The sequence below is a fragment of the Allobosea sp. 47.2.35 genome (genome assembly GCF_024655635.1).
Taxonomy (GTDB): Bacteria; Pseudomonadota; Alphaproteobacteria; order Rhizobiales; family Beijerinckiaceae; genus Allobosea.
In genome coordinates this window covers 104,166-125,205 of the sequence record NZ_JANLGI010000012.1, presented here as the reverse complement: position 1 = coordinate 125,205, position 21,040 = coordinate 104,166, and the positions used below count along the sequence as shown (strand labels likewise).

Annotated in this window: 16 protein-coding genes; 6 read left to right on the top strand and 10 right to left on the bottom strand. The window is 64.2% G+C overall.

The window, feature by feature from the left end:
• The first annotated feature begins 649 nt into the window (after positions 1–649).
• Positions 650–1,399 (top strand): ComEC/Rec2 family competence protein, encoded by a 750-nt coding sequence (locus NUV79_RS15970; RefSeq protein WP_257734083.1) that lies wholly within the window; start codon positions 650–652, stop codon positions 1,397–1,399.
• Positions 1,400–1,580: 181 nt separating this feature from the next.
• Here NUV79_RS15970 and NUV79_RS15965 read toward each other — a convergent pair whose 3' ends face one another.
• From NUV79_RS15965 to NUV79_RS15940, 6 genes are all read right to left on the bottom strand, one after another.
• Entirely contained in the window at positions 1,581–1,736 is a 156-nt protein-coding gene (locus NUV79_RS15965; protein ID WP_257734082.1) for a DUF1127 domain-containing protein, read from the bottom strand.
• 936 nt (positions 1,737–2,672) lie between these two features.
• Entirely contained in the window at positions 2,673–3,590 is a 918-nt protein-coding gene (locus tag NUV79_RS15960; protein ID WP_257734081.1) for a Kiwa anti-phage protein KwaB-like domain-containing protein, read from the bottom strand.
• A gap of 10 nt (positions 3,591–3,600) precedes the next feature.
• Positions 3,601–4,194, bottom strand: a complete 594-nt coding sequence (locus NUV79_RS15955; RefSeq protein WP_257734080.1) for a hypothetical protein — start codon at positions 4,192–4,194, stop codon at positions 3,601–3,603.
• 217 nt (positions 4,195–4,411) lie between these two features.
• On the bottom strand, positions 4,412–4,657 hold the full coding sequence (locus NUV79_RS15950) for a hypothetical protein (RefSeq protein ID WP_257734079.1): 246 nt from the start codon (positions 4,655–4,657) through the stop codon (positions 4,412–4,414).
• A 1,110-nt stretch (positions 4,658–5,767) separates the two neighbouring features.
• Positions 5,768–6,076, bottom strand: coding sequence for a hypothetical protein (locus NUV79_RS15945; RefSeq protein ID WP_257734078.1), 309 nt, complete (start codon positions 6,074–6,076; stop codon positions 5,768–5,770).
• Positions 6,077–7,826: 1,750 nt separating this feature from the next.
• On the bottom strand, positions 7,827–8,432 hold the full coding sequence (locus NUV79_RS15940; RefSeq protein ID WP_257734077.1) for an FMN-dependent NADH-azoreductase: 606 nt from the start codon (positions 8,430–8,432) through the stop codon (positions 7,827–7,829).
• 115 nt (positions 8,433–8,547) lie between these two features.
• On the opposite strand from NUV79_RS15940, the gene NUV79_RS15935 reads away from it, so the two are divergent.
• Both NUV79_RS15935 and NUV79_RS15930 read left to right on the top strand, forming a co-directional pair.
• Entirely contained in the window at positions 8,548–9,540 is a 993-nt protein-coding gene (locus NUV79_RS15935; RefSeq protein ID WP_257734076.1) for a LysR family transcriptional regulator, read from the top strand.
• Positions 9,541–9,618: 78 nt separating this feature from the next.
• A complete protein-coding gene (locus tag NUV79_RS15930; RefSeq protein ID WP_257734075.1) occupies positions 9,619–10,227 on the top strand; it encodes a glutathione S-transferase family protein in 609 nt (202 codons plus the stop codon).
• Positions 10,228–10,230: 3 nt separating this feature from the next.
• On the opposite strand, the gene NUV79_RS15925 is transcribed toward NUV79_RS15930, so the two are convergent.
• The 3 genes from NUV79_RS15925 to NUV79_RS15915 form a co-directional block, all read right to left on the bottom strand.
• On the bottom strand, positions 10,231–11,928 hold the full coding sequence (locus NUV79_RS15925; protein ID WP_374679283.1) for a peptidoglycan L,D-endopeptidase MepK: 1,698 nt from the start codon (positions 11,926–11,928) through the stop codon (positions 10,231–10,233).
• A 276-nt stretch (positions 11,929–12,204) separates the two neighbouring features.
• Positions 12,205–14,121, bottom strand: a complete 1,917-nt coding sequence (locus NUV79_RS15920) for a L,D-transpeptidase family protein (protein ID WP_257734074.1) — start codon at positions 14,119–14,121, stop codon at positions 12,205–12,207.
• 106 nt (positions 14,122–14,227) lie between these two features.
• Positions 14,228–15,724, bottom strand: coding sequence for a sigma-54-dependent transcriptional regulator (locus NUV79_RS15915; RefSeq protein WP_257734073.1), 1,497 nt, complete (start codon positions 15,722–15,724; stop codon positions 14,228–14,230).
• A 205-nt stretch (positions 15,725–15,929) separates the two neighbouring features.
• On the opposite strand from NUV79_RS15915, the gene NUV79_RS15910 reads away from it, so the two are divergent.
• On the top strand, positions 15,930–17,771 hold the full coding sequence (locus NUV79_RS15910; RefSeq protein ID WP_257734072.1) for a M3 family oligoendopeptidase: 1,842 nt from the start codon (positions 15,930–15,932) through the stop codon (positions 17,769–17,771).
• Between the two features lie 45 nt (positions 17,772–17,816).
• On the opposite strand, the gene NUV79_RS15905 is transcribed toward NUV79_RS15910, so the two are convergent.
• The gene (locus tag NUV79_RS15905; protein ID WP_257734071.1) at positions 17,817–19,352 is read right to left on the bottom strand and encodes an outer membrane beta-barrel protein; all 1,536 of its coding nucleotides are present in this window, start codon (positions 19,350–19,352) and stop codon (positions 17,817–17,819) included.
• Positions 19,353–19,501: 149 nt separating this feature from the next.
• Between NUV79_RS15905 and NUV79_RS15900 the strand changes: the two genes are divergently transcribed.
• Positions 19,502–20,476: a KpsF/GutQ family sugar-phosphate isomerase gene (locus NUV79_RS15900; RefSeq protein ID WP_257734070.1), complete on the top strand. Its 975-nt coding sequence runs from the start codon at positions 19,502–19,504 to the stop codon at positions 20,474–20,476.
• 95 nt (positions 20,477–20,571) lie between these two features.
• Positions 20,572–20,991 (top strand): MerR family transcriptional regulator, encoded by a 420-nt coding sequence (locus NUV79_RS15895; RefSeq protein WP_091860771.1) that lies wholly within the window; start codon positions 20,572–20,574, stop codon positions 20,989–20,991.
• Positions 20,992–21,040: the final 49 nt, after the last annotated feature.

Sequence of the window (21,040 nt, the reverse complement as noted above, 5' to 3'; positions counted from 1 at the left end):
TTCGATCGCATTGTTACACAAATTACACCGATGCCGATATTTCCGCTTGCGGCAGATAGGGCTCTCCGGCTCAGTCAACTTCAAAGAAACTTGCATGCCGAGATGTTGCCCGTCTTGGACATTTATCTGTCCGCTTGGCTGCCTCAGACGAGGCATGTGCGAGAGTTTGCGCGGCTCGGAGGATGGTGCGCAATCCAGGTGCGTTCAAAACGCCGGCGGCGGTCACCCCCGAGGCCGGAGAGGAGCTGATGCGTGGCTATCTAGACAGCCTTGATCCCGTATCCAGATGGAGAGCTGCGCAGTTGCGGGACGTTTTTTCGCTAGCTCATGTTGGAGATTGGGGTGAGGAAGAGGACGGCTCGGCTGCACCGGTGTCTCCGCCTCGGCCCTCCTCTGGCGAGGATCCATTTGTCATTGAGGTCGTATCGAGCCACCGCAGCTATCAGGCCCAGGAGCGGTTTCTCCAAAGTGACGAGGTAATGACCGAGGACGTGGAAGGGCAAGCTACACAGTTTCTGACGGAATGACCGTGAAGCCTAAACGCGAAGCCATAACGGCGCGGACAGAGAGCTCAGCCCTTCCAAATCCTCTTGATGGGGTCGCGGGTCTCTCTGGCGTGCGCGTTCATCATGTCGGTCAGGGGGACGCGTTGAGCCTCTTGGACAGCGATCAGCAGTTAGTGCTCCGGGTCGATTATGGTGGCAAACAGAGCAGCCCATTTCCGTCCGATCACGGGAGGGAGGCGAAAATCAATGCTGCCTTACCCATCCATGGCGGCCGGCACCTATTCCTGTCACATTGGGACGAAGACCACTGGTGCTCCGCGCGAGAAGGCACAGCCGTACTCAAACAAGCGCGATGGCTTGTGCCAAGGCAGCTGACTTCACCGCGCGCAGTCCTGCGATCGACGCAAGTATCGACGATACATTGCATTCCCGAAACGCTGGTGGGCAAGGCCGTGAAATTTGAGGCGGCTAGAGGCGATGCATTCTGGCTCGAAAAGCTGGGAAAGTTCGATGCCGATGCTGGCAGTGAGGATTGCAATTTAACTGGGCTCGCATTCGCCGCGACCTCTCTGGCTCGCGAAGTCATCTTGATGCCGGGCGACGCGCCATTTCATCGCGTCCAGCACTATTGGTATCTGAAAGCGAGTGGGTACCGGCTACGAGGCCTGTTGGCGTTCCATCATGGGGCGAAGACGCACTGGACCTCGGACACTGATGAGTTGCTGAGAGATTGGCCGCCTTCCGACAATGGGCAGATGGTCGCGTTTTCATACGGCAATCCCAATAAGTATGAGCACCCTCATCTCGAACGCTATCGAGAGCTTTTGCCCCAGGCTGGATTTTTGGGCTCTCCTCTAAGTCGGGATGGCTACGTAGATCTGCTGTTCGTCTGAGTTCTGTTGGCCCTTTTTCGCGTCGGGCGACGGTCCACAACGGACTTGGTCCTAAAATGCAAAATGCCCGCCGGGAGGCGGGCATTCGCTCTTCAACCGAAGCTCAAGGGGAGGGGATCACGAGCTTCGGGAGAAACTACCTGGAACGCGCCGCGCCGGATGACGCGGTGGTTCTACATCGTCAGGCAGCGGCGTGCGAGCGCGCGACGAAGTCGATCTCGGAGCGCGACACGCCGAGGTCGGCGAGCTCACGGTTGGAAAGACGCGACAGCTCGCGAACGGTCTCGCGGTAGCGGATGAAGGCGCGAATTTTGGCAGCGATTATAGTGACGAACATGGTGATCTCCCTAAGCAGCTCTTCCGGACCGGGGCGGTGCCCACAGCGACAATCTCGTTGTGCGCTGCACATAAACCGATCACGCAGCTGCAATAAGACGGTGCAGCACAGCTCTGTTATGCATGTTTATCATGTCAATCTCATGAATCTCCTGAATGTCGCTATTGTCATGCGTCTGGCGCATTTCCTTGGAGGCGCTATTTTCTGCGAGCAATTAGGCGTCAGGTCCTGCTCGGACAGTACCGTCTCAGACCCATTCGCAGGCACGCTTTGACCGCTGGCTGATGGGGCCGCAAGGGCGCGGAGCTCGTCTGATTGGGTCAACTCTCACCAAAGCGAAGGAGACCTTCCGCTGCGAACTCCTCCTACACTTCAAGCTGGGCCACCGTCTCGTCATTATTCGCGCGGATAGCTTTGCGGGGCTTGGTGTGGCCTGGGACTGTTGGGCACGAAGCTCCAGGGCTCGAAACGCAGGGCAGCCACGGCGGTCTGTATAAACTGACATCTCCCACGGGCGATCTTTGAACGCCGTCGCCGGATGGCAATTCCTCGTCGGAGGCTGCTTTGATTCCAGAAACCGCCCAGGACCATGAAGGCCCAAGGCGCCTGCCGTCCTAGCGATCATCCCAAAGTGCTCGACTAGCGGAAAGTGCCTATTTCCAATTCAGTCGCTGCTATGCGGCTACAAAGGCGGTCCTGGCTATCGTCACGTTGCCTCTGGGGAATGCATCGGCTTTCGCGATCTCACAAAGAAATGCGGTAACCCGCCTGTTGCAGAGTGCGTTTTCGAGAATGCGCCGGGCACAGGCGCCAACCGGGAATGCGTACTCGGGGGACCGCGTCAGACGCGATGAATTCGGGGCTGCGATCGCCGGCCGCTGTACATTCGCATAGTTAGGGTAAGCGCTCCTTGGAGCAGACGATCCGGTTCTTCAACTAACCAACGAGTTCGGTGCTCGGGACGTCATACATTTGCGCGCTCAGCCGCGATTCCAGTCGATGATCGAGGAGAGCGATGAATATGTCCCGACCGCTCTCGACCGTTGCGACTATCCGCCCGCCTTCATCGAACGCGATGTTCAAGTTCATATCTGCGCATTGGGCCCGTAGGCGCTGCATGAACGCGACGTCGCGATAGTGGCCTTTCTGCTGGATCGCCACTGCGCGGCGGAGATGGATTTTGTTCGTCCCAACATATGCTGTCAGCGGCCCCATATCTGCGAAGATCGCAGCAAATTCCGCTTCCGTCCGAAGCTCCTCAAACACGCGCTCGTGACCCTCCCTGTAGGCCAGGAGAGATTCGAAGCGTGGCTTGCTGCGGATAAAGATCCGGTCCGTCAGAACAAAAAAGTCGAAGTCGGGGCGGATCGTGAAGGCAGGATCGTCGTCGACGTCCAGCTCGTCATCCGAGTAAACCATCCGGATGAGGCCACCTGACTTGCGTGTGGACCAGGAAGCATCAGTTTTGCGAACGGCGAGCATGACCTGGTCTGCGAGCGCGAAACGCGCCACGTAGAAGTCAGTGTCCTTCAAGTCGGCGAGGTTGCGGACTTTGAGGCCGTCCGTCGGCTCCATGATTTGAGCCGCGATTCTATGAGCTACGGTTTCATCCGTATCGATGATTAGTGCGCTGCCCTCGTTGTTCTGAGCAAGAACGCCGTACTCGATCGTTTCCGTTATTCCTTCGAGATTGGTTTGAACGGCGTCCCTAAGCCGGCCTGCGAGGTCCTCGGTGATCCCGATCCAGCGGCCGCGAAACTGGACTTCGCCTTTAGTCCTTGGCTTCCTGAAGACCCAAACTGTCACTTCGGCTGCCTGCAGGTCGAAACTCTGCAGGTCCTGTAACGTCGTCATCCTCGCCCCCTCAGATCTCGTCGGTGACGATCATCACATCCTGTAGGCCATTTTGACGATAGCTCTGGCCCGCGCTTATCGAGGTTTTCGACAGCATTCGCCCAACATGGACCACTTCGCCGCCGATGAAAGTGTATTTGATCTCGTAAAGCTTCCAGCCAAGGACCGTCAGGAGTGGGTTCAGCGCAATCTGGCCGGCCTTATACGTGATCCAAAAAATCCACCCGAGGAATACGACAAACCCGAGCATCTTCGATGTCTGCTCGTAATCCAGGCTCATGAACGAGACGACGTAGGGGATCACATAATTGATCAGGTCGGCAGGAACGTGCTTGCTCTCAACGACTTTCACCGTGTGACCACGGGGCAGCAGTTTGAACGCTGCCGCTGTCACGACCACGCCGATAGCGCAGATTGCGACGGCAGGGAGCGACCGCCACGGTTTCTTCAGCAAATCGGCGCATTGCCACTGCTCAAGGGCCAATAGTGATGAAACGCATAAACCGAACTGTTCGGTTTGCAGGTCTTGAACCAGCAAGATGATGCTGAGCGGAAGGTACGAGCCGAGGAAAATTGCCACTGCAACGGCGATGCGAAGCTGCATAGGTGCGAGGCCCAACCTGTCTCAGTGTATGGTCACGCCGACTTCGAGAGGATCGTGGAGCCGACATATCCATAGTGGCGAATGATCTGGTTTGGAGCCAGAGGCAGCGTGGATCGGGCTTGGGAGAACGCTCAGCTCTTTGCATTCGAGCCCGTCATTCCGGTGAGAGAACGCAAGAATGCCTGGCCAGGAGCTCTCATCTCCCCGCCAGGCTGATTCACTGTAGGAAGGTGACCCAGGCGTCCTGGATGCGACCAGAGGCAAAGTCTTCCTGCATAGCGAGCACCGGGCGCTTCCGCCCGAGCTCGGTATCGATCTCAAAATCCAACGGCTCGTACCAGAGATCGTCGAAATCTTGATCGGGCAGCAAAAACGGCGAGGACCGATCCGAATTACGGATGCCTCCCGCGATCAGGGCTGCATTTGGAGACAGGGTCTCCGGTGAATTTCCGAGCTTGCGCATCGGAGCCTCCTGCGAGTGTGTTCGCAGAGCTCGCGCCCGATGAACGGTCCATGCTCGGGGAAGGTCGATTAGCGCCGGGCACAAGTCTCACGGACGAGCCGTGCATCTTGTCGTCTGCGGGCTGCTTTGGAGGGGCGCCTAGCCCTCCGTTTGCACCAACGGTGCGACGGCAGGGAGCGTTCCTGCATTGCGGCCCTTGGAAGGGCGTATGGTCGAACCGTTGAGCATGCCGCTCCTATAGGCCGGGCTAGTGCGCTGCCGATAGTGGTGAGGGAAGCCTGACTGGCGCATTGGCTGAAAGCTCCTTGAGGCTCCGGATAAAATTGAGCGGACCCGCAGATGCAGCCGGCTAAAGAAAATGGCGTTAATTTCCAAGGTTTGGATTCGAACCGTGACAACTTATGGGTTTGAAACGAGAATTCGGGAGCTTTTCCAGGACGATGATTTTCGGACTTTGGCTGAGGCGGGGCCGCCAGCACTCTCCGCGCGCCGCCTGAGCCGAAGTCGAAAAAATTGGAGCGGCTGATCTCGGGTGCTGCGCGAACCTGCCCATCTATTGGCGAGGCTCGCTCTACGGCGGCGGGGGTTGGGCTGGCTATCCACCGCTGCTCCGGCAATCACGGCGAGCAGAAAAATCTCAGGCGAGCGTTGGCCCTGTCCCGCGGAGAGCAGGAGTCGAGGAACGAGGCAAAATCGAGCGTATGCATCGAATGTGATCCGACGCCTTCAGCCGAAAGAGGCTCATGGACTACTGCTTCGCCGTTGCCCAAGCGGGCGGTCGAAAATAGCCCTGCAAACGCGGAACCGAACTACGTGATTGAAAGGTTGATTGACCGCAGGATGGCGGAAGAACTCACAAGAATGATCAAGGGAAGCCCTGCCGCCCATTGATGGCATGCAGCTACGCGTAGGATCTTAAGACAATCCTGACGTCAATGCCGCTGCCCTTCAGCTCCCTGCAATTCTACCTCGAACCGCAACAATTGCTCGAATAGCGGCATCTTCCGGAAATCCTCATCCAATGCCCAGGGCCAAGTCCCCTCCCGCTTTCGGCTTTCCATGACGCCCAGCCATGTCAATGTTCGCAGTGCCCGCGCCACCATTGCGTATTCAGGTAGGTCGGCGGGGGGGATCTTCACCCAAGATGCCGACCATAGAGCAATTGGACGTGAGTTCTTCCGCGCTGCACCAGCTATGGGCCGCGACCGACAGGCTCCAGAGGACCACGCCGATGTGGGGTTGCGGCCAGGAGTCGATGGGTATCCCGTCGAACATCTGAAGGCGTATTTTCCAGAACGCCGCTTGAAACAATTCAGCTAGCAGTGCGGGGGCTGCTTCGGGGGCGAGCAAGGTCTTGGCTGCTTCACTCGGCTTCAAAATCCCTGAGCGCTCCTGCAGGAGCCTGCTCGCCTGTAGCATGAACCTCGTAAAGGTAACCCCGTGGGCATCACCCTCATTGATGACCTTATTAGCGGCGAGGACGTCTGACTTCTCGTAGCCTGGCCATTCGGTCTGGTCGAAGACTTACCAGACATCGGCACGCTTCATGCGTCCGCCAGGTGTGAGAACAAGGCCGTTCTTCTCAACGGCCCGGGATAAAAGGAGCCTTGCCGCTTTGACCATAGGGGAGCGGAGAGCGGCTTCCACCTCGACATGATTGGGCGTGAGCCGCAGCGCATGCGGGAACTTGCCGGGAGGCTCCACAAGCGCCTGCAGAGAGTGGGGCTGGAGATGCATCCAGACGGGTGGAGGATTCGTGACATGAGGAGCTTAGGCCGGCAGAAGAAAAGGCTCAACAGCTGGCCGAGAATGCGCTCGAAAATGAGGTCTAGCCGAGCACGCGGGGCAAGCCAGCGAAGGGGTAACAGCTTTTTTGGAGGTTTCTCTCACGCTAGATCGAGGTGGCGGCCATTGCGACCCATCCCTCAAGCGCCACGATACCTCCCGCTGTGCACCGCCAAACATGTTTCAAATTATGGCTCCGAAGCGGGACACAAAATGGGTTGGAGATCGAAATTCCGTTGATCGATCAGGTGTCACAGTTTCACGATCTGAGTGACGAGGCCGCCTGCGTCGGCGGCACTTTCATGCGAGGACCAAGCGTTCGCTGTCCGGTGGCGGCTCGTGGAAGCGGCAGTCGATGGCGATTTTTCCCTTAAGGGCTCCGAAGCGTCGCTTGCCCCGTGAGTTGATCGGTACCAAGCGTACCGGAGGTACGCCGCTGCGCGTTATGACCACGCAGACCCCTTGGAGAGCGTGATCGATCAATTTCGGTGGGTCGGCCTTGGCCTCATCAATCGAACTCTCGATCACGATGACAGCTCCCAGGTCCGGATAGGCGCGACCGTGTTTCAAAATATGGCTTCGAATTCGACCATAAAATGGGTTTGAACCGAGGAAATGTTCAGAAAATCAATGCTCCAACTTGCAGAGTAAGGCTCGTCTCTGGGCTGACTGCACTCTCGCCCTACGGGGCGGGATGCTCGACCTGGCGAGGCAGGGGCTTCATCTGCGCGAGACCGGCCCGGCGCGGCTCATATCCGCGCAAAGGCGGAGCTCGGCTCATCATCCGCTGGGGTGATCCAAGGGAGATTGGCCGGGCGCACGCAAGTTTCAAAAGACGGCTTCGATTTGGGACATAATATGGATTCGAAGTCTGATTCTTGCTGGAAAAGTAGGGCGCCGATTTTCCTGAATTGAGGGCGCTGCAGGAATCTACCGCTCATTCCTGCGGCCGATAAGAGGCCCGCAGCCGCAGGAGAACGCGGCGCGCGACCTTGCTAGACGTCCAAGAGCCGAAAGCGCGGACGAAAATCGACTTCGCTGGCCTCGGAGGTGGCGCTCAACCAACGAATCAGATCTCAATTGAGAGCACCGGTTGCCCTGAATCGTGGCGATCGCGGAATTTTCCTCGGCGAGGGGGAGTATACGCCCGATTTTAGGCCTCCGAGTCACAGCCGAAGTATGTGTTTCAAATTATGGGGGCAGGGAGGGCGAACATGACCAGAATATGGATTCGGTCGTGTCAAAATATGAGTGCCTGCCGAAGGAAAAAGCTCTTTATTTTCAGAGAGCGCGTTTCTAGATATGCCTAGGTGCACATTTCCACGCAGGCATGAAAAAGCCCCGCATCGGTCTCCCGATGCGGGGCTTTTCGTTGGCAAGTGCCTCAGGCGACGAGGGCGAGCTCGGCATTGGCGTTGCGGATCGCCTCCGCGCGCGCTTCAGGGCCATAGCCCAGCTTCTCGGCGCGGATGAAAGTCACGTCGGTGATGCCCGCGAAGCCGAGCATGGTGCGCAGATGCGGCTCCTGCGAATCCATGGCCTGGGCCGGGCCGCTGCTGTAGAGGCCGCCGCGGCTCTCGACGATGATGGCGCGCTTGTTCTTGAGCAGGCCCTCGGGACCGGCTTCGCTGTAGCTGAAGGTGATGCCGGCGCGCAGCACGTAGTCGAACCAGCTCTTCAGCGTCGAAGGAATGCCGAAATTGTACATCGGCGCGCCGATGACGATGGTGTCGGCCGCTTTCAGCTCCTCGACCAGGGCGTTGGAGAGGGCGAGCGCATCCTGCTGCGCCTTGGTTCCGTTGATGCCGGCGCGAACGGCCGCCGTCGTCTCGGCGTTCAGATGCGGGATCGGGTTGGCGTCGAGGTCGCGCTCGACGACGTGAACGCCGGGATTCTGCGCGCGCAGCCGGGCGACGGTCGCCTGGACGAGCTGACGGGAAACCGAATCGGCGCCCGACGCGCTGCTGTTGAGGACGAGGACGGTAGCCATGATGAAAACTTCCTATCTGGCAGGAGTGATTTCGATGACCCGGAAGGTAGTGGTTCACGAATGGCGCTAGAACCGCCATAATCGGAACCAGACTGTTGCTGCTAGGGGAACACCGATGGCGGAGCTCGACGATATCCGAAGCTTCATCGCCGTGGTCGAGGCGGGCGGTTTCGGCCGGGCGGCGCAGACGCTGGGCCTGGCGAAATCGATCGTCAGCCGGCGGGTGAGCCGGCTGGAGGAGGAGCTCGGCACGCGCCTGCTCAGCCGCACGACGCGCGGCGTCGCAGCGACCGAAGCCGGGCTCGAGTTCAAGGCGCGCAGCGAGCGCATCCTGGCCGAGCTGGAGGAGGCGCGGGAGGCGGTGGCGCAGCGGGCTGGCGGCGTCGCCGGGCGCTTGCGGCTGGCGATGCCGATGACCTTCGGCAACAGGCATGTCGCGCCGCTGCTCGGCGAGCTCGCGCAGATGTATCCGCGGCTCGAAATCGATGTGCAGGCGAGCGATCGTTATGTCGATCTGATCGGCGAACGCTTCGATGCGGCGATCCGGATCGGCTCGCTGAAGGATTCCAGCCTGATCGCCCGCAAGATCGCACCGGTCCATGCTACCGTCGTCGGCAGCCCGGCCTATCTGGCCCGGCGCGGGCGCCCGGCCATCCCCGCCGACCTCAACGACCATGACTGCCTGCTCTATAGCGGCACCAACGATCAGGACTGGGTTTTCCGGACCGGTAAGCGCTGGATCACGGTCAGGCCCCCCGGCCGGATGCACTCGGACAGTGGCGACACGCTGCTCTCATGGGCTGTGGCGGGGCTCGGGCTGACGGTGCTGCCGACCTTCATCGCTTCGGACGCGATCCGTTCAGGCGCGGTCGAGCCGATTCTGCTGGATTATCCGATGCCGACGCGGGCGCTCTATGTCGTGCGCCCGCCCGGCGCCTATGTGCCCGGCAAGGTTCGGGTGCTGATCGACCTTCTGGTCGAGCGCTTCGGCGGTACGCCCTATTGGGATCCCTGCCAGATGGAGGCGCACCAGCGCGGCTTGAGGCTCGATGAGCCATTGAGCGAGCAGCTTACGCCCGTCACGAAACCCGAGCATCAAGCGGCGTGATCCCGCGCATCACGCGAATTCGCGTGGCTTTGCAGCGGGGATTCGGCACTCTGCCGCCGCGTTGAAACGGAGGTCGCGATGCTGCTCGTCGGAATGCTGGATAGCCCCTATGTCCGCCGCGCGGCGATCACGGGGACCTTGCTGGAGGTGCCGTTCGAGCATCGCTCGGTCTCGGTCTTCCGGCACATGGAGGAATTCCGGGCGATCAACCCGCTGATCAAGGCGCCGACGCTGATCACCGACGATGGCATCGCCATCAGCGAATCCCTGCTGATCATCCAGCATTTCGAGGATGTCGCGGGACGCTCGCTGCGCCCGCTCGAAGGCGTGGCGCGGCGCCGTGATCTGGCGCTGACCGGCATCGGCATCGTCGCGGCCGACAAGGCGGTCTCGATCGAATATGAGCGCAAGCGCCCGGAGGCGCAGCGCTACGCGCCCTGGCAGGAGCGCATCGTCAGCCAGCTCCATGTCGCGCTCGATCTGCTTGATGCGGCCGCGAAGGAAGGCGAGTTGACGGCCGGGCCGGAATTGCTGCCGAGCGATGTCGCGGCCGCCATCGCCTGGGGCTTCTGCCGCTTCGTGATCCCGGAATTCGCGCCGGAGGAGCGCTGGCCGGCCTTGGCCGACCAGGCGCGCGCCTGCGAGGCACTCGACGTGTTCAAGGCCTGGCCGATCGACCGGGAATGAACGTCAGTTCTGGACGAAGTTCGTCGGCAGCGGGCGGACGGCCGGGCCGGAGAAGGTGCCAGGCTTGGCATCGACCGGGTCGGCATGGCTAAAGCCGAGCGCCGCGGCCGGGCTCGGGCCGGCAATCGGCGCGCCTGACGGGCCGGCGGCCTTGGCACGGGCGGTCGCGACATTCACCGGCTTGCCGGGTGTGCTGCCGGTGCGGGAGACGGCGGCGAACAGGGAGTTCAGGCCGCCGCGGTCCAGCGCGGCGGTATCCTCGGGCTCTTCCGGAACCGGGACGGAGCGCTGGGTCGCGGTCGCGAAGCTTACGCCGCCCTCGCGTGGCCGTACCGGCGGCAGTGATGCGGTGACGAGGCGGCCTTCCGCGGCTTGGGCAAGCGGGGCTTCCGGCGCTCCGGTGCCGCGCAGCGAGGCGATCGCGGCATCCGCCAGGGCGGTCGGCCGCATCGGCGGCAGCGGGGCGTTGGTGGGCTGGCCGGCGACGACGAGCTCGCTCGGGCCGGCCACTTCGCCGGGGCGGCGCGGCGGCAGAGAGGCCAGCACCAGCTTCTGGTCAGGCTGCGGCGCGAAGGCCAGCGCGCCACCGGCCGCGGGCAGGGCGGCGATCTGGACAGGTGCGCCGTCGTCTGCGGGCACGGAGAGGCCACGCGGCCGCGCCAGGGGCAACGGCGCATCGATCAATTGCGGCCGGTTTTCCTGCACGCGCTGCGGTGCTGCGGCGACGGCCGGCTGGGGCGCCGGTTCCGGAGCGGGCTGAGGCGGAGCGGCGTTGACCTGCGGCGCCAGGCGCTCGGAGCGCTCGCGTGTCAGCGAGCGGGTCACAGGTTCTGCTGCGGGAGCCATGGCGACGGCGAAGCGGCCACCATCGGACGAATTGCCGTCGCTGTAGCCGGGGCTGGCATAGGCCATGACCGCCGGCTGCTGACGCGGCGCGGCGCGGCGGCCGCGTGCGGTTGGGCGGGCATCGGCCTCCTCGTCGTCGCCGCCGAACAGCGAGGCCCAGAGGCTCTTGCGGCCCGAGGCCATGACGGCGCCCTCGTCGAGTTCGGCCGTGGCATAGCCGGCGACCGCGCCGCCGCCCGACAGGATCTCTGCCTTGGCGAGCTCATAGCCGGCCATCGGCTGGCCGTCTGCCGGCAGATGGACGGTCTTCTCGTCGGGGAAGAGGCGCACGAGCTGGTCGCGCGTCATGCGCGGCCAGGAGCGGACCGAGCCGACATCGAGATGGACGAAGGGGGTATGGGCGTTCGGGTAGAAGCCGACGCCGCCGCGCTGGAGCCGCATGCCGATCTCGCGGATGCGGGCGGTCGGCACGTCCGGCAGATAGAAGTCCATCGCCTTGCCGAGCATGTGCTGGCTGTGTTTGGCGACGGCGCGTGAGCGGCGGCGCAGCATCGCGTTGGTGCCGGGCGCCCGATAGGAGGAGACGACGTGGAAGGGCTGGTCGGAGCCGAGCTGGCGCTGGACCTCCCAGACGACGTCGAAGAGCCGCGGGTCCATCCGGGTCGGCTCGTCGGTGCGCCAGTCGCGCAGCGCCCAGTTCAATTTCTCCAGCCCGGCGGAATCGTAGCGGCCGTCACGCTTGAAGGTGACGGTCGTCTCTTCCTTCGTGTGCATGTGCCGGATGGTGATGGTGCGGGTATCGCCATTGGCGGCGGCGTCCTGCGTGCCGCGGATGCCGACCAGCGAGGCGACCACGGCCAAGCCAAGCGCCAGCGCCTGTCGCGCGGTCGGCCTTGTGCCGGACGGCGCGCATCCTGCAAGCGTGGCGGTTGTCCTGCCCAATCTGTCTGACCCGTCTCGGTGCCCCCGCCGAAGCGGTGCGATAAACGTGAACGAACAGTTGCGGAGAAGCGTTAACGTCTCGTTAGCGAGCCGGCAATCGCCACGCCAAGAAATTCCTGCCGAACGTGGCTAAAGTCGGATCATGGCGAAAAGGTGCCCATAAGATAGGGCACCTCTGCCCAGAGACCCTCAGCCGCCCTGGTGCTCCAGCGCCTGCCGGACCAGCCGGTGGAAGCCGTAGACATCGTCGAAGCGGGTGATCTGGCCGTCGTCGCCGACGACGATGGTGTTGTAGACGAGGTGGATCGGCAGGGGCTGCGGCAGGTTGATGCGGCGCTCGCCCGAGCCGATCAGGCGCTTCAGCCGCTCATGCGACCATTCCGGGCCGAGCACCTGGTCTGCCAGCGCGAAGGGGTTCTCGACGCGGACGCAGCCATGGCTGAGCGCGCGGCGCTCGCCGGCGAAAAGGCGGCGATTCGGCGTGTCGTGCAGATAGACCGCATGCTCGTTCGGGAACATGAACTTGATCCAGCCGAGCGCGTTGCGCTCGCCCGGCGGCTGCCGCACCGAGATGCCGCCGCCCTTGGTGCGGGTCACGACATAGCCGCGCTTGGCGGCGTATTCCGGATCGGCCGCGAGGCCCGGCAGGAATTCCTTCTTCAGGATCGAGGGCGGCACGTACCAGGACGGGTTGACGATGACGTGGTCCATCTTGTGCGAGAAGATGGGCGTCGCCGATTCCGGCTTGCCGATGATGGCGCGGGTCTCGTGCACGACCTTGCCGGAGCGGATGACACGCACGCGCATCTCCGGGACATTGGCCATGATGTGGTCGGTGCCGAGATCGGGCGGCAGCCAGCGCCAGCGCTCCATTTGGGCGATGATGTCCTCTTCGCCGCGCGCGCTGGCCGGCTTGCCGAGCGCGGCGAGCGTGCGCTCGCTGAGGATGCCGTTGGCCGGCAGCCCGGCCTTCTTCTGGAAATCGGTCAGGGCCAGCGCGGTCGAGCGGTCGAAGACCGGCTCCTCGCTGGGGCCAAGGCCAAGGCGGGCGCGCACCAGCGGCACGCGATCGTCGCGCATGCCGAGCTTGAGCGGCGGGCCGGCGGGAATGCGCACCAGCGGCGTGTCGTCGAGATGCTCGCGCATCTCCGCGAGCTTGGCCTTGAGGCGGCGATAGCCCTCATGTGGCGGGTTGTAGGCGGCGAGCACGGCACCGGCATCGGCCGCGCCGGCCAGCTCCGAGAGCACTTCGGTCGCCGAGGGCAGGTAGAGGGTCGGGGTGATCAGCTTGGAGAGCTGGCGCGGGTTGAGGCGGCCGCCACGGGCGTCGCGGGCATAGAGCACGGCGATGGCCGAGAGACGGATATCGGCCTCGGCGAGCTTCGCCCTGTCGCTCGCCTCGAAGACGGGCAGCGCATAGTCGTTCGGACGCAGGCCGTCCTCGCCGGCGCGGCCGAGCTGTGTCGCGATGCGCTTGCCGGCCTCGTTCCAGCCCTTGGCGCCGACCCAGAAGGGGCGGTTCTCATTGGCCTGATACGCCGCGACGATTTCGTTGCGCTCGCGCTCGCCGAGGCGACGCAGCGTCAGCGCCTCAGGCAGGGCAGCGGCGATGGCGGCGGAGAACTCGGAGCCAGGCGGCAATTCGACGACGACCTTCGGCACGTCCGGCATGGGCACCAGCGGCTCGACGGTGCGCAGCGGCCCGGCCTGTGGGGCAGCCTCAGTCGGAGCCGGCGATTTGACGACGGGGGTCAGGGCCGGGTCGGCGGCCGGCATCTCGATCGCGGGAATGTCGAGCGTGACCGCTTCCTCGGTGATGTCGAGGGGGGCGGCGGCATCCTGCTTCGCGGGGTCCAGCAGGCGGTTTCCGGGGATCACCGTGCCGGTGACGATTTCGGCATCGGCGGAATGAGCCGGGGCGGTCGCGGTCTGCGCGGCGGGGGGCGGCGGCGCGACATCGGACAGGCTGAGTTCCGGCTGCTCCGGCAGCGGGATGCCGAGCGTCGCATCGGTGGTGAGAGGGGTCTCGGCGCGGAGCGGGAGGCATCCCAGGATGATGGCCAGGGCGGATGCCGAGGTCAGTTTCGCCCAATGGCGAGGACGCATGGTCGCTATCCCGATTGCTGCCGAACCCCGCCATTCCTGCGTGACTCGGCTGGTTGAGACAAGATGCGGCGGTGCAACAGACCGCCCCATTTCGATTGGTCGCTGCTTATGCCGCGTCGGTTTCATCGCCGTTCGATTCGCTCTCGATCAGCCCGTAATCCTTGAGCTTGCGGTAGAGCGTCGAGCGGCCGATGCCGAGCTTGCGCGAGACCTCGGACATGTGGCCGCGGTAATGCGCGAGCGCGAAGGTGATGATCTCGCGTTCGAGGTCGTCGAGCTTGCGCATGTCGGAGCCGGTGACGAGGTCGAGCGCGTTGGGATCGCGCACCGGCATCTGGATGATGCGTGGCGGCGGCTCGCCTTGCGTCTCGGGGCGGGCGAGCGGGGCGGGGGCCGGCGGAATGCGAACCTCGTAGCCGTCCATCTGCGCGGCGATCTGCGGGAATTCGGTGACGTCGAGCTCCGGACCGTCGGCGAGGACCACGGCACGGAACACGGCGTTCTCGAGCTGGCGGACATTGCCCGGCCAGTCATAGCCGGTGATCAGGGCGGCGGACTCGGCCGTGAGGCCGGTCAGCTTGCGGCCCTCCTCGGCGGCGAAGCGGGCGAGGAAGCCGCGTGCGAGATCGGCGATGTCCTCGCGGCGCTGGCGCAAGGGCGGCAGCGTGATCGGGAAGACGTTGAGGCGGTAATACAGGTCCTCGCGGAATTCGCCGCGCTTCACCTGGTCGAGCAGGCTCTTGTTGGTAGCCGAGATCAGGCGGATGTCGACGCGCACCGATTTCTTGCCGCCGACGGGGTCGACCTCGCCTTCCTGGATGGCGCGCAGCAACTTGACCTGGGCGTCCAGCGGCAATTCGCCGACCTCGTCGAGGAAGAGCGTGCCGCCATTGGCCTCGACGAACTTGCCGAGATGGCGCTCGGTCGCGCCGGTGAAGGCGCCCTTCTCGTGGCCGAACAGGATGGATTCGACGAGGTTGTGCGGGATCGCACCGCAATTCACGGTGACGAAGGGCTTGCCCTTGCGGTCGCTTGAACCCTGGATCGCGCGCGCCAGCACCTCCTTGCCGACGCCCGACTCGCCCTCGATCAGGATCGGGATGTTCGATTTCGCGGCACGCTCGGCCAACCGGACGACGCGGGCCATGTCCGGGCTCTTGGTCGCGAGATCGCGGAAGCCCAGCGTGTTCGAGGCGCGGCGCTTGATATGGCGCAGCTCGTGTTCGAGCGCACCGAGCTTCAGCGCATTGCGTAGTGAGACCTGCAGGCGCTCGGCGCCGACGGGCTTCACCACGAAATCGACGGCGCCGGCCCGCATGGCGGAGACGACGGTCTCGATCGAGCCGTTGGCGGTCTGGACGATGACGGGGATTTCGATTCCGCGTTCGCGCAGGGCCGCCAGCACGCCCATGCCGTCGAGGCCGGGCATGTTGAGGTCGAGGACGATGGCGCTGAAACGCTCGCCCTCGGGTACGCCGAGCAAGGTCAATGCCGCCTCGCCGTTGTCGGCGCTGACGACATCGTAGCCGAAGCGCTTCAGCATAGCGTCGAGCAGGCGGCGCTGGACGGGATCGTCATCGACGATGAGGACGGTGTCGGTCATGGCACCTCGAAAGCCCGTGCAGCATGAAAGAAATCTTGGTCACAGGCGGAATCACCTGTTCCGTTCTGGGGCATGGTCGGCGAGAAGGGTTAAGCGGGGTTTAAGCCCGAGGCCGGTGGCAAGGATGCGTGCCGCCGCCGTTGATCCCCCGGCCCGTGCCGGCCTAAGGATGGGGCTCGTTTCAGTGCGCAGAGGTATCGAGCGAATGGGTTTTCATGACACCGTCCTGCGTTCCGCGGCCAAAGCGGGGGCGGCCAAGTCGGCCAGGGCGACCGGCGATCTGCCGGAATGGGACCTGACCCATCTTTATCCCGGCATCGAGTCGCCGGAGTTCAAGGGCGATCTGGAGCGGGGGCTTGCCGAGGCGCAGGCGCTGGCCGGCCGTTATCGGGGCAAACTCGCGGAGCTGGCTGCCGCGGCTGATGGCAGCACGACGCTGGCTGCCGCGGTGAAAAGCTATGAGGGCCTGAGCGACCTGCTCGGCCGGATCGGCGCCTATGCGGGCCTCGTCTATTCCGGCGACACCACCGATCCGCAGCGCGCCAAGTTCTATGGCGACACGCAGGACAAGTTGAACGCCGCGATCACCGAATTGCTGTTCTTCGAACTGGAGCTGAACCGGATCGAACCGGACCTGCTGGCGAAGGTCGCGAGCCAGGCGCCGCTCTCGCACTGGAAGCCCTGGATCGACGATCTCGCCAAGGACAAGCCGCATCAGCTCGACGACCGGATCGAGGCGCTGTTCCACGAGAAGTCGATGACCGGCGCGGCGGCCTGGAACCGCCTCTTCGACGAGACCATCGCCTCGCTGCGCTTCACCGTCGACGGCGAGGAGCTGACGCTGGAACTCACGCTGAACAAGCTGCAGGACAGCGATGGCGAGGTCCGGCGCAAGGCGGCGGAGGCGCTGAGCACGGTGTTCCGAAGGGAGCTTCGGACCTTTGCGCTGATCACCAACACGCTCGCCAAGGACAAGGAGATTTCCGACCGCTGGCGGAACTTCGAGGATGTCGCGGATTCCCGCCATCTCGCCAATAGAGTCGAACGTGAAGTGGTCAACGCCCTCGTCGCCGCGGTGCGCGAGGCCTATCCGCGCCTGTCGCATCGCTATTACCGCCTGAAGGCCAGGTGGTTCGGCCGCGAGGAACTCGATTTCTGGGACCGCAACGCGCCGCTGCCGCAGGTCGAGCAGCGCACGATTCCCTGGACCGAGGCGCGCGAAACGGTGCTCTCCGCCTATGGCGCCTTCTCGCCGGAGATGGCGGCGATCGCGCAGCGCTTTTTCGACGAGCGCTGGATCGATGCCCCGCCCCGCCCGGGCAAGGCGCCCGGCGCCTTCGCGCATCCGACCGTGCCGTCTGCGCATCCCTATGTGCTGCTGAACTATCAGGGCAAGCCGCGCGACGTGATGACGCTGGCCCATGAGCTCGGCCATGGCGTGCATCAGGTGCTCGCGGCGCCGAACGGGGCGCTGATGGCGCCGACGCCGCTGACCTTGGCCGAGACGGCGAGCGTCTTCGGGGAGATGCTGACCTTCCGCAAGCTGCTCGATTCGACCAATGACAAGAAGCAGCGCAAGGCGATGCTGGCGGCCAAGGTCGAGGACATGATCAACACGGTCGTGCGCCAGATCGCCTTCTATACCTTCGAGCGCAAGGTCCATGAGGCCCGCCGCGAAGGAGAGCTGACGCCGGAAGCGTTGTGCGAAATCTGGATGAGCGTGCAGGAAGAGAGCCTGGGCCCGGCGATCCGGTTGTCGAGCGGCTACGAGCCCTATTGGTGCTACATCCCGCACTTCATCCATTCGCCCTTCTACGTCTATGCCTATGCTTTCGGGGACTGCCTGGTGAATTCGCTCTACGGCGTCTACCAGAACGCTGCCGAGGGCTTCCAGGAGCGCTATTTCGCGCTGCTCTCGGCCGGCGGCAGCAAGCCTTATGGCGAGTTGCTGGCGCCCTTCGGTCTCGATGCGAAGGACCCCGGCTTCTGGCAGATCGGGCTCCGGATGATCGAGGGCATGATCATCGAGCTTGAAGGTATGGAATGAAGGCTCTCGTCATGGCCGGGCCTGCCCCGGCCATGACCGGCCCTATCAGAACTGCACCCTGAGCCCGACCAGCGAGACATTCGCGGTGTAGTCCGAGCCCTGGGCTGTCGAGTTCAGGCGCTCATGGGTGAAGCTTGCGCGCACGGAGAAGGTGCGCGTCAGCTTGTATTCGAGCCGCGCGCCGACATTCGCGTAGTCCTCGCGCAGTCCCTGCCCGTCATACTCGGTCCGGCTGAAATTGGTGAAGCCGGTGACGGTGAGGTTGCGGCGCAATGCATGCGCCACTTCCAGCGTGGCGCGCCGCACCGTGGTGCCCGAGGAGCCGGCGATCGTGGTGTCGCCGAGTTCGGCGCCGCCGCGCAAGGTCACCGTGGTCAGCGGCGTCGGCGACCACAGCACCGCAGCATCGCCGACGAAGCCGCGCAGGTTCTTCAGGCGGTTGTCGTCGTATTTGCGATCCTGATAGCCGCCCGAAACCTCGCCGGTCAGCTGCCGGCTGATCTCGAAGGTGGAGCCGACACGTCCCGTTATGCCGTTCGAGGAGCGCATGTAGCCGCTGGAATCGCTCTTCTCGTCGAACTCGCGCTGGTCGATCTCGGCCTGGACGAAGGGCTTGAAACCGGGCGTGACCTCATAGGCGGCGCGCAGGCGCAGGCCGTATTGCGTCATGTTCCGGTCCTTCTGCGACAGCATGGCGCCGTTGGAGAGCCGGGCATCCTCGTAGTCGCTGCGATCGACCGAGCCGCGCAACGTCAATTGCAGGCGGTTGAAGTCATGCGTGACGCCAGCCGAGCCGCCATACTGGTAGATCTGCGGGCGGCCGGTGACGGCGGCGGTCAGGTCGGGCGAACCGGGCCGCTGCGTGTCGAGCTTGAGCCGCGTTTCCAGGAGGATGCGGGTGTCGCGCGTCGCATCGAGCCGCAGATCGAGACCGCCTTCGGCATCGGGGCGCGAGGCATCCTTGGCGCGGAAGAATTCCATATAGCCGCCGCGCAGCTTGCCCTTCAGCTCATGGACGTTCCAGTCGGACTGGATTTCCAATTCGCCCTCGTGGCGGCTATAGCCCGAGCCCTTGGTGCCCGGCGCGGAGCTGCGCTGCGGATTGGTGTCGTAGCCGATCGAGTTGGTGACCGAGGGCCGCAATGTGATCGAGCCGAGGCGGATGCCGAGCGCGGCATAGGGGTCCTCTTCGCTCGCCGCACGTCGCCGTGGTGGCGGTGGCGGAGGGGGAGGCGGGGGCGGCATGGTCGTCACCGCAGGGGGCGGCGGACGGAACTGGCGCTGGGTGACGCCGCGCAGGGCCGGCGCCTGAATCGGTTGGCTGGCGCGCGGTGGCTGCCGCCCCGAGACGGCCGAACCCTGCCGCTGGACCAGTCCGGCGGGATCGCGGATGGCTTCCGGCTCGGCCGTCGCGGGCGAGAGGGCAGGCTGGGGCGTTGCCGGCTGTTGCGCGACGTAGGTGGGCGTGCCGGTCCTGAGATTGGCGCGCGGCATCTGCTGCGCCTGCGCGACTGCGCAGGCGAGTGCCAGCGCGGCCAGGGCCGTGCCGGACAGAAGCAGGGTCGTCGCGCGGCCGGACACGGGCGTCGCAGGGCTCCAGATGGCGGGCGCGCGGATGGCGCGCATGGTTAATGGAGTTAGAACGAACAGGGTTAAGGAGCCGTCAACGCCGCCCGAGCCTGTTGGCGGATGGTGGAAATGGCTGGCGCCGCCGTGCTACAGCGCCGGCCATGACAGCCGATATCCGCGACTCCGCCCTTCGCACCATCGCCACTGAGCGCGCCGGTCTCGACGCGCTCCACGCCGCGCTGGCGGGCGGCCTCGGCGGGCCATTCGCCGAGGCAATCGCGATGATCCGGGCCTCGAGCGGGCGCGTGATCGTTTCCGGCATGGGCAAGTCCGGCCATGTCGGGCGCAAGCTCACGGCGACGCTGGCCTCGACCGGCACGCCCGCGCATTTCGTCCATCCGGCAGAGGCGAGCCATGGCGATCTCGGCATGGTCCAGCCTGAGGATGTGGTGATCGCCCTGTCCTGGTCGGGCGAGGCGGTCGAGCTTGCCGCGCTCGTCGGCTACACCCGCCGCTTCCGTGTCGGGCTGATCGCGATCACGGCCAATGCCGAGAGCACGCTGGGCAAGGAGGCGGATATCGCGCTCGTCCTGCCGAAGGCGACGGAGGCCTGCCCGAACGGGCTGGCGCCGACCACCTCGACGACGATGCAGATGGCGCTCGGCGACGCGCTGGCCGTGGCGCTTCTGGAAGCGCGCGGCTTCTCGCGGCAGGATTTCTTCGTCTACCATCCCGGCGGCAAGCTCGGCGCGCAGCTCAAGACGGTGGAGAGCATCATGCATCGCGGTGCCGATCTGCCGCTGATCGGGCTCGACACCCTGCTGCCGGACGTCATCGCGATGATTTCCGACAAGGGTTTCGGCTGTGCCGTGGTGATGGATCTGGACGGCAAGCTCGCGGGTGTCGTCACCGATGGCGACCTGCGCCGCAAGGCGGCGATGGGCGGCGGCGTCTCGCTCAGGGCTCGCGACATCATGACGGCGAACCCGCGCCGGATCGGTCTCGATACCCTGGCGGTCGAGGCCTTGGAGCTGGTCAATCGCAGCCGGATCACGGCTCTGATCGTGGTCGATTCCGAGGATTGCCCGGCCGGGCTGGTCCATGTCCACGACCTGCTGGCGATGGGTGTCGCCTGATCGGGCTTGCAACGCGGCGGCATCGCGCTATCTAAATCTATAGAGACTATAGATTTAGAGGTGCTGCCATGACCGCGACCGCCAAGCTCGAGCGCGTGATGCCGATCGGCGCATTGGCTGATCGCACCGGGGTCAAGGTCGAGACGATCCGCTATTACGAGCAGGTCGGCCTCCTGCCGCCGCCAGAACGCTCCGAGGGCAACCAGCGCCGCTATGGCCGGCGCCATGCCGAGCGGCTCGCCTTCATCAAGCACGCGCGCGATCTCGGTTTCGCGGTCGAGAATATCCGCACGCTGCTGAAGCTCTCCGACACGCCCGGCATGGCCTGCGACGAGGCGCATGCGATATCGGTCGCCCATCTCGACGAGGTCCGTGACAAGATCGCGAAATTGCGCTCGCTGGAGAAGGAGCTCGAGCGGATCGCGACGACCTGCTCGGGCGGGGTCGCGGCCTGCGATTGCGCCATCATCGAGGCGCTGGCCGATCACGGGCAGTGCGACCACGCCCATCATTGAAGCAGCGGCGCAGCCCCGAAATCCACCCTGCCTCTCGTCTCCGGGCCGA

Bases quoted from the DNA above. Each gene is read 5' to 3' on its own strand.
- NUV79_RS15940 (WP_257734077.1), bottom strand. From the start codon at position 8,432: ATGGCTACCGTCCTCGTCCTCAACAGCAGCGCGTCGGGCGCCGATTCG.
- NUV79_RS15910 (WP_257734072.1), top strand. From the start codon at position 15,930: ATGGGTTTTCATGACACCGTCCTGCGTTCCGCGGCCAAAGCGGGGGCG.
- NUV79_RS15915 (WP_257734073.1), bottom strand. From the start codon at position 15,724: ATGACCGACACCGTCCTCATCGTCGATGACGATCCCGTCCAGCGCCGC.
- NUV79_RS15960 (WP_257734081.1), bottom strand. From the start codon at position 3,590: ATGACGACGTTACAGGACCTGCAGAGTTTCGACCTGCAGGCAGCCGAA.
- NUV79_RS15945 (WP_257734078.1), bottom strand. From the start codon at position 6,076: ATGCTACAGGCGAGCAGGCTCCTGCAGGAGCGCTCAGGGATTTTGAAG.
- NUV79_RS15930 (WP_257734075.1), top strand. From the start codon at position 9,619: ATGCTGCTCGTCGGAATGCTGGATAGCCCCTATGTCCGCCGCGCGGCG.
- NUV79_RS15935 (WP_257734076.1), top strand. From the start codon at position 8,548: ATGGCGGAGCTCGACGATATCCGAAGCTTCATCGCCGTGGTCGAGGCG.
- NUV79_RS15950 (WP_257734079.1), bottom strand. From the start codon at position 4,657: ATGCGCAAGCTCGGAAATTCACCGGAGACCCTGTCTCCAAATGCAGCC.
- NUV79_RS15965 (WP_257734082.1), bottom strand. From the start codon at position 1,736: ATGTTCGTCACTATAATCGCTGCCAAAATTCGCGCCTTCATCCGCTAC.
- NUV79_RS15955 (WP_257734080.1), bottom strand. From the start codon at position 4,194: ATGCAGCTTCGCATCGCCGTTGCAGTGGCAATTTTCCTCGGCTCGTAC.
- NUV79_RS15900 (WP_257734070.1), top strand. From the start codon at position 19,502: ATGACAGCCGATATCCGCGACTCCGCCCTTCGCACCATCGCCACTGAG.
- NUV79_RS15920 (WP_257734074.1), bottom strand. From the start codon at position 14,121: ATGCGTCCTCGCCATTGGGCGAAACTGACCTCGGCATCCGCCCTGGCC.